At 39.6% G+C, this 8,575-nt stretch carries 7 protein-coding genes; 4 read left to right on the top strand and 3 right to left on the bottom strand.

The annotated features are described in order from the left end of the window. Positions 1–626: 626 nt before the first annotated feature. Positions 627–1,022 carry a hypothetical protein gene (locus tag V7L20_RS02010; RefSeq protein ID WP_334742456.1) on the bottom strand — a complete coding sequence of 132 codons (396 nt, stop codon included), beginning with the start codon at positions 1,020–1,022 and terminating at the stop codon, positions 627–629. A gap of 370 nt (positions 1,023–1,392) precedes the next feature. Here V7L20_RS02010 and V7L20_RS02005 point away from each other — a divergent pair, with 370 nt between their 5' ends. Next, a complete protein-coding gene (locus tag V7L20_RS02005) occupies positions 1,393–1,683 on the top strand; it encodes a hypothetical protein (protein WP_334742455.1) in 291 nt (96 codons plus the stop codon). Positions 1,684–2,036: 353 nt separating this feature from the next. Continuing rightward, positions 2,037–4,787, top strand: coding sequence for a zinc-dependent metalloprotease (locus V7L20_RS02000; protein ID WP_334742454.1), 2,751 nt, complete (start codon positions 2,037–2,039; stop codon positions 4,785–4,787). A 25-nt stretch (positions 4,788–4,812) separates the two neighbouring features. Here the strand turns inward: V7L20_RS02000 and V7L20_RS01995 are convergent, their stop codons facing one another. After that, the gene (locus V7L20_RS01995) at positions 4,813–5,718 is read right to left on the bottom strand and encodes an alpha/beta fold hydrolase (protein ID WP_334742453.1); all 906 of its coding nucleotides are present in this window, start codon (positions 5,716–5,718) and stop codon (positions 4,813–4,815) included. A 152-nt stretch (positions 5,719–5,870) separates the two neighbouring features. Further along, complete coding sequence (locus tag V7L20_RS01990) at positions 5,871–6,380, bottom strand: HugZ family pyridoxamine 5'-phosphate oxidase (protein WP_334742452.1); 510 nt, start codon at positions 6,378–6,380, stop codon at positions 5,871–5,873. Between the two features lie 245 nt (positions 6,381–6,625). Here V7L20_RS01990 and V7L20_RS01985 point away from each other — a divergent pair, with 245 nt between their 5' ends. Together V7L20_RS01985 and V7L20_RS01980 are read left to right on the top strand one after the other, a co-directional pair. Next, a complete protein-coding gene (locus tag V7L20_RS01985; RefSeq protein ID WP_334742451.1) occupies positions 6,626–8,110 on the top strand; it encodes a CIA30 family protein in 1,485 nt (494 codons plus the stop codon). Between the two features lie 63 nt (positions 8,111–8,173). Further along, complete coding sequence (locus V7L20_RS01980; RefSeq protein WP_334742450.1) at positions 8,174–8,521, top strand: hypothetical protein; 348 nt, start codon at positions 8,174–8,176, stop codon at positions 8,519–8,521. Positions 8,522–8,575 lie beyond the last annotated feature (54 nt).

The raw sequence follows: 8,575 nt of genomic DNA, 5'->3' as shown, positions 1-8,575 counted from the left end.
GCATTACAAGTGTTTTTGACTGCAAGGGAAGTCAATCATTATTAGAGTCGTCCACTGCGGTTTTTTTTTACTTGTTCACGCACCCTGCCATGCAAGCTACAACTCAACCTACGATTATCCTTAACCCAAGCGTATTGATGTTGCCCCCTTCATTCCACGGCAGGAGAAAGGAGTGATTTTCCCCAGCGAATAGCCCCCTTCAAGAACTGCCTCTTGGTTGAAAAGCAAAGCTGTTTCATTTCCTCAAAGGCTCAAAAAAGACTTGTGTTGTGAACGAAAGTACTTGTGTTGTGAACGAAAAGACTTGTGTGTACACTGTAGCCTTGCTAAGGGGAGGAGAGACGCTACGCGTAGCTCGCTTCCCCGTAGGGGTACGCTATCGGCGGCGCTTCTCAAAATTAGCATTCTTTGGATGCAACATGCAGTGGGGGCGCACAGCTAGCTGTACGCCCCTACTAAAGGAGTATATTTTATGCAACTGAGAAAGACTACAATCTATCATCAGCAAGGGTAAGCGCGTTACCCAAGTATTAGAATTCGGTGATTATACACCAGTGTCCCTATTATTACTCTTTTATTGGCGAAAAGTTATTAATACTTGCTGCCAAGAGAATATCGTAACGCATTTAGCGTCCAACTTTGTTTGAGACATCTTTGGCTGCTTTTGCCGCACTGTCCCCTACATCACTAGCAGTTTCTTTAGCGCCCTTTACGTATCCAGATCCAAACTCTTTAAGGGCTTCTCCTGACTGTTGCCCAATCTTCTGAAGTCGTTCACCAGGGGAATTTTCGGTTTCACGAGCGTCTTTAAACCAGTCCCCTACTGTTTTCGGTCTTTGAGCATCATTTTGCTCTACCTGTTCGCGGACTCTCTCCTTTAAGCCTTTGTCATTCTGCCCAGAACTAACATTCGTTGTCAACACTAGAAAACCAACTACGACAACAGCCAAAAAAGATTTTACCTGAAGTCCTTTAAGTAGGGAACTGATGTTAGCAATCGTCCTAGAAATCAAATTTATCATGCTAGTTAGCTTATTTTTTGACTACAAATCAAAGATTAACTATAAAAAGCTAATCATCCTTCTAGCAAAAGGCATATTTTAGTTATAAAAAAGAATAAAGTTGCTACACTAAATTACAACAAATCACTCCCAATCGGTTTGTGGTTGGCTAAATTGCTCTATCCCATCTTGGCCAATACTACGTAGGTTTTGAAGATTTGTAGGTTGGGTTGAAGGAAGGCGAATTTATTCTGTAGGGAAGTGAAACCCAACAAATCCCTAAAAATGGTAGTTTACCCTTGGGGATCTTGCTACGTTCCTTAAACGCCACTTGCTACCCTTCTTCTAATGGAGACGCTGTTCGCGAACGGAAACGCTAAGAACGAACAAGTTGGGAAACCGCAAGGGCGCAGTGGCTCCCCAACCTACATTGGAGTTATTTTTAGGCAAAACCTACGCAGTATTGCCATCTTGGCTCCCCGACAAATCAAAGAAATTTTTTGCCAACCTAACAAAAGGGCAAGAACTATGCAAGAAAGCTGATTTTCTGTTAGGCTACTGCTTTGAAAACCATTGGGAAGAACCAATTGAAGATGTGAGAAGAGGGTTGAGATTACCATACCATAAATTTGCAGAATTCATCCGAAAAAAGCATTTTACTGCTCAAGAACAGCTTTTTTAGGAGTCTCTCTTTTTGTTTATAAATGATGCTTGAGATTACTTCGACTAACAAATGTAGCACTAAATACATTTTTAATGCTACATTTAGTATTTAATATCTCTAATACAGATATAAGCTAAAACAACATGTATCTGTGGTTAGGAAAAATATCTATCTTAAGAGATAGTTGATGCATAAAAATAAATAGCTACTAATAACAATTAATAATAAGACGACTTTTAGACTAGAGACAAAGTTTTGTCTGACTTAGTGGATTTATACCGTAATCCCTAGATATTTGAAGGGCTTGCAGACGGCAAATTAATTCACATTTTTTCTCAACACGAGAACTGCTTCAGGTGGAAAGCTAAAGGATGAGATACTGGATAAGGAAATTAGCAATCTGTATAGTATTATTATATAACTTGTTTTTACCAAGTGATTACGCAGGAGCAAATCAACTTTCAAATGTTGATGTATCACAACTAAATGCAATCCCAAATATTGAGAAATTAGCAATTAATGATAATAAATTGGCTAAAATCATAAAAAAAGATTTTTGCCAATTTAATGAGATTGCTAAAAGAATAGATAAACTAAAGGGACTCTTCACACTTTATTGCAGTGGCGATTCAGGCAAAATATATTTAGAAATTAAACCAGAGCAACTAAATAAAGATTATTTAGCTATAGTTACATTAGAATCAGGCGTTGGAGAAAGAGGAATTTATAGTGGATTACCTCTATCTGATTTTATTTTCTACTTCCAACGAATAAAAAATAGATTGCACTTTGTTGTTCGTAATGTTAAATTCCGTGCAGAAAATAGACCAGAGCAGCGATCGCTGGCTCGTTCTTTTAGCGACTCAGTTCTTTATTCACTTGAAATAGTCGCTATTGATCCAGACAGTAAAAATATTTTGATCAGCCTGGATGAACTGCTAATGCAGGATTTTCCTGGATTAACTACCTTATTAAAATACTCTTTGCAGGCTGATTATCACTTGGATGCAAGCAAATCATATTTTGGTGATGTTAACAACTTCGCAGAAAACGTAGAAATTGATTCAATTTACGGTTTTTCATCATTAGAAGGAGCAAATTTAATCACTGTACCCGATAGCAGGGCACTAACTCTGAAGGTACATTATAGTTTTTCTCAGCTTAGAGAAAACACTGGTTATATTCCTAGACTTGCAGATGACAGAGTGGGATATTTTATTACTGCTTTCCAAAATTTATCTAATAATAATGCTCATGAATCATTTGTACGTTACATCAATCGTTGGCATCTAGAACCATCTCAGCCTAACGCCCCCTTATCTCCACCCAAAAAGCCAATTGTGTTTTGGATTGAAAATGCTGTACCGTTAGACTACCGCGATGCGATTCGTGAAGGTGTTTTGATGTGGAACAAAGCATTTGAAAAAGCCGGATTTCAAAATGCTATTGAAGTGCAGCAAATGCCAGATGATGCTGATTGGCAACCCGCAGATGTACATTATAATACTATTCGCTGGTTCAATTCTTTAGATGCAGGTTTTGCCAGAGGTCCAGTACGCGTTAACCCACTCACTGGGGAAATATTGGATGCAGATATTATTGTAGATGCCAATATGGTGCGTTCAATTCAGCAAGAATATCACGCACTGATGGAAGGAAATTCATCTTTTACGGATGGACAGGTTTCTCAACTGGGCAGAAACCCATGTCCAGGTAATTTATCTGCAATGTTCTTGAAAGGTTTTAAAGCTTTTCCTGAACAACATTTAGTAGACAATGACTTTTGCTATAGCATGGAGTCTTCAGATCAAGCTGCAATGGGGGCGTTGGTGTTGTCAATTTTGCCAAACACTACACCCAGTAGTGAAACTATGAAGAAGTATGTGCATCAATATTTGCGTTCTCTGATTGCTCACGAAGTCGGGCACACTCTCGGTTTGCGCCACAACTTTCACGGCAGCACTATGTTAGCGCCTAAAGAATTAAATAATACTGAAATCACTCGCACTAAAGGTTTAGTGGGTTCGGTGATGGACTATCTACCTGTGAATATAGCGCCACAGGGAGTAAAGCAAGGTGATTATTTCCCAGGAGTTGTTGGGCCCTACGACGAATGGGCAATTGAGTATGGTTATAAAAGAAGCCCATCAGTAGCAGTTGAGAGAATCATTCCAGAATCAGAAAAAAGTTTTTTAGAGCAGATTGCACTGGTGTCGCCTCAACCAGAATTATCTTATGCAACTGATGAAGATATCTGGGACATTAATCCTTTGGCAAATGTCTGGGACATGAGTAGTGATGTGCTACTTTATTCGCAGTGGCAAATGGATAATGCCCGTTTTATGTGGCAGCGCCTTGACAAGGGTTATCTATCGATTGGCGAAAGTTATAGTAACTTGCGCGTCTCATTTAATAAAGTACTTAAATATTATTTTCGCAATGCCATCTTACTTTCTAAATACATTGGTGGACAATCGTTTCGGCGTCTCCATGCTAGTGGTGATGCTTCTTGGACATTTGTACCAGTGTCACTTTTAAAACAACGTCAAGCATTGACAAAGTTACAAGAGTATGTGTTTTCCGAAAATGCTTTCAGTTTTTCACCACAATTGTTGAATCAACTAGCACCATCGCGCTGGGAACACTGGGGTAGTTCTGTACCTAACAACCGCCTTGATTATCCAATTCACGATCGCATTGTGAGTTTCCAAAGTGCGGTACTGCGATCGCTATTAGACAGCGATCGCCTGAATCGTTTACAAGATATAGAATTAAAAACTCTCCCTGGAGAAGCGCTTTCCATGCCGGAACTGTTCGATACCCTGCAAACAGGCATCTGGACAGAAGTTTTAACTCCAGGAGAACCAAAGCCGATTTCTAGCATTCGCCGTTCATTGCAACGGGAATATCTGAATATTTTGTTAGAGATGATGTTGGGTACTACTGATACACCTGAAGATGGTCGGACACTGGCTTGGTATAAATTGCGCCAACTACAAAAAGCTATTGATATCAGACTCAAACAACTGAGTGAAAGCATTGATATTTACACCCTAGTCCACTTAGAAGCTTCTGGCGATCGCATCACCAAAGCATTAAATGCACAGTTAATTTCTAACTAAAAGCTAAAAGTGATAATTCAAACTCCTAACTCCTAACTCCTAACTCCCCAAGATGCCATTGCAATAGACCGATGAAAACTTCTGGTCTTTCCAAATGAGGTAATATTCCTGCATCTGCGATCGCATAAAAATCTTTAATTGCACTTGGATTTAAATTTGCCAAGCGTCGTCCTAGTTTGATGCTGGTAAATTGTGCCTTTTCTCCCCAAAAAATGACCGTGGGAATTGTCAGTTGTTTAATATATAAACTTAGGTCAAAGTAAAGATCACCCCGTAAAAATGACAAAGCGGCAAACTTAGCATTAGGCTGTTGTGCAGAGGTTAAATAAGCCTCCACCATTTCTTGAGATACTCGTTGTGGCTTGGCAAACAGAAAACTTTGTAAAAAATTTCGGACTGCAATTTCATTTTCAGCACCAAGCATATAAATAAAATTGTCCAACAGAGGCGCATTGATCACCGAAAGCGGAAGTCTGCGTCCAGCACCCTGTCCAAAATCATCAAATCCAGAGGGGGACACCAAAAACAGTGCTTTGAATAAATTGGGTTGAATAATAGCTAAACGAATCGCAAAAGCGGCTGTTAAAGATGAGGCTACAACCGTCACTGGTTGACGACAAGTTTCAATGATAAACTCTGCGAGCGTGCTGAGATAATCCCTAATTTTATAATCCCGGACTGGATGAGCCGATTCTCCCCAGCCCATTAGATCGGGGGCTAAAATGTGGTAATTAGAAGCAAAAGCTGGGTAAACTTTAGACCATTCATACGCAGATGCCCCACCACCAAAGTTATGGAGAAACAGTAGTGGAGGTAAATCTTCAGTATCAGCGATTGCCCAAGGTGCATTCGTTTGGGTATAATAAACCATTGCCCCCAAGGATGTATGGATAAGTTTATGTCCAAAGCCAGGAGGTTGAAACTGAAGCATAAAATTAAAAAGTATAGTTTAATAGCAATTTACCCGAAGGCAAAATTACGAGGTATCAAGTCAAGCTTACCGATAAATATTGAAGTAGGTAAACTTTTGCTGTTTTAAGCTATTTCATATTTAATTTGTATACAACCAAACTAATTCATAATTCATTCTTGCTTTTGATTACTATCTCCTGTGATTTGAACAAGTTGATTGAGGTTATCACCACTGATGTGATAAGCTGCCCCAAAACCAACTACAAAACGGCCTTCACTCGGAATTAGCTGAAAAATCCGAAAGTCAGGCAACCCGCGCAAAACCTCGATAATTTGGCCAAACCGCCCTTGAAATTGCTCAACAATTTGATTCCACTTATCAGTTTCACGCTCTATCAATTTTGCCGTGCAATCAAAATTCAAACGACGACGGGCAAAAATTAGATTACTCTTAGCTTCATCCTCGATAAATAAAACACTAACATAAGGATTGGCATAGAGGTTTTTGGTATGAGTTGAAAGACCACTTACGTAAATGTAAATGTTTTTGGAATCATCCATTACAAAGGGAGCATAACTAGCATTGGGTATTGCCTGTGCGTTTATGGTGCTAATAATCACACTCTCTAATTCTTCTGGAAACTTTTCGTACTCAGCTTGAATGTCTTCAAGTTGGCTCATAAGTGAATTACCGTTTGATTAGGAACACCTCATTAAGTATCCTAGCGTGCTTGAGCAATATCTACGACGGGCTATTTGGCGTTGTATGGAATGCCAAAGATTTGGCTTAACAGAATAGGTTATAGTTATCTCCTCTACCCTTTTCCCTAAATGAAAGCAATTGACCATTATCTAAGCTCTGAGTACTGGAGGATTTGGAGAAACAAACATTAGGCTAAACTTAAGAAAGTTATGAGGACGCAAATATGACTGACAAAAATCGTTCTCAATGGGATTTAGGCAGGTTTATTGAAACCTTGACTTACTTTGAGGTAATTCCTTTCCTTAACTGGGTACAGCAGTTAATCCAAGGTCGTCCTAAGGATAATCAGTATAGACCCAATGGAGGAAGAAACGTGGGTGTAATATTAGTAGCAGGTGCAACAGGTGGTGTAGGTAAACGAGTAGTGCAGCGATCGCTCGAACAAGGTTATAAAGTTCGCGCCCTAGTTCGAGACATTGACAAAGCCCGGTCAATTCTTGGTAATGATATAGACTTAGTAGTTGCGGATATCACTCAATCAGAAACTTTAACTTCTTTAGTTATGGCTGATATCCAAGCTGTAGTTTGTTGCACAGCAGTGCGTGTGCAACCAGTTGAGGGAGACACAGCAGATAGAGCCAAATATTATCAAGGTGTGAAATTTTACCAACCAGAAATTGTTGGCGACACCCCAGAAAATGTAGAATATCAAGGTGTTAAAAACTTAGTCCAAGCGGCGGCAAAATATCTACCCCAAGCAAACGAAAAACCGATATTTGATTTCACCAAGCCATCAGCAGAATTAAAAGATTACTGGGGGGCGCTGGATGATGTCGTCATGGGTGGCGTGAGTGCCAGTAATATCCAATTATTAGAAAATGCAGCTTTGTTTGCTGGTAATGTCTCAACCGCTAACTCTGGCGGATTTGCTTCGATCAGAACCAAAAATTTTGATCCATCCTTCAACTTATCTGATTGCGAAGGTGTGAAATTGCGCGTCAAAGGTGACGGTCAACGTTATAAAATCTTCCTGCGGACTGATACAAAATGGGATGGCATTGGTTATAGCTATTCTTTTGATACCGTAGCTAATACCTGGATAGATGTTCACATTCCCTTTGCGGATTTGATTCCCGTCTTTCGGGCAAAAGTTGTCAAAGATGCGCCGCCAATTGAGCAGAATAGAGTTTGTTCATTCCAACTGATGTTGAGCAAATTTGAATATGATGGCGCTTTGAATTCTAAATTTTCTCCCGGTGGTTTTGCTTTGCAGTTAGAATCAATAAAAGCTTATGGCGGGACAACTTTACCACAATTTATCTTAGTTAGTTCAGCAGGCGTGACTCGTCCCAGTCGTCCTGGTATTAATTTAGATGAAGAACCGCCAGCAGTTAAATTAAATGACCAATTGGGAGGAATTTTAACTTGGAAGTTGAAGGGAGAAGATAGTTTAAGAGAAAGCGGAATTCCTTATACAATTGTTAGACCTTGTGCTTTAACTGAAGAACCAGGAGGCAAAGAATTAATATTCGAGCAAGGCGATAATATTAAGGGCAAAATCAGCCGTGAGGATGTAGCAGAACTTTGCGTGCAAGCTTTAAAACTAGCAAAAGCTTCTAATGTCACATTTGAAGTAAAACAGGGAGATAATACTGTTAACTCTATCGATTGGCAGAAGTTATTTTCTAATTTAGTAAAGGATAAATAAGGGAAGTGACTACAGAGTATAAGTCTGTAGCCATCCCAACATATCCTGTCTAAATAGACTGTTATGAAAAAAATCCAAGTGCTAATATTTGCTGGGATTTTAGCAACAATTCTCTGGGGTGGATTATTTGGAAACACTGCTTCATCCCAACAAGTGGAGTCTCGCATTTACAACCTGCAAGCGGACTTAAATCGTGTCGAGTCACGATTAAACCAGATAGAGTCTCAACTGGGTTCAAGTCGCCAGTCTTCATCCCCAAGAACAACACTTACCCCACGACAGTCAACTGGTTCCAGAAGAAACTTATCACAGCAAGATCCGATGTTTGATCGGCTTGCAACTTTGGTTGTTGAATTGAAGCAACAAGTCAACAAATTAGAGGCGCGAGTTTCTAAATTAGAAAGTCGCTGAATATTCAAATTATCCTGTCTACTTTTCAGAACTTAGTTATTAGTACCGCAAGGC

It is taken from the genome of Nostoc sp. (genome assembly GCF_036916735.1).
Lineage (GTDB): Bacteria > Cyanobacteriota > Cyanobacteriia > Cyanobacteriales > Nostocaceae > Nostoc.
Note: the sequence above shows the minus strand (reverse complement) of the source record. Positions and strands in the feature narration are given on the sequence as shown.

Excerpts from the sequence above, each read along its gene's own strand:
- V7L20_RS01985 (WP_334742451.1), top strand. The coding sequence starts at position 6,626 with ATGACTGACAAAAATCGTTCTCAATGGGATTTAGGCAGGTTTATTGAA.
- V7L20_RS01995 (WP_334742453.1), bottom strand. The coding sequence starts at position 5,718 with ATGCTTCAGTTTCAACCTCCTGGCTTTGGACATAAACTTATCCATACA.
- V7L20_RS02000 (WP_334742454.1), top strand. The coding sequence starts at position 2,037 with ATGAGATACTGGATAAGGAAATTAGCAATCTGTATAGTATTATTATAT.
- V7L20_RS01990 (WP_334742452.1), bottom strand. The coding sequence starts at position 6,380 with ATGAGCCAACTTGAAGACATTCAAGCTGAGTACGAAAAGTTTCCAGAA.
- V7L20_RS01980 (WP_334742450.1), top strand. The coding sequence starts at position 8,174 with ATGAAAAAAATCCAAGTGCTAATATTTGCTGGGATTTTAGCAACAATT.
- V7L20_RS02010 (WP_334742456.1), bottom strand. The coding sequence starts at position 1,022 with ATGATAAATTTGATTTCTAGGACGATTGCTAACATCAGTTCCCTACTT.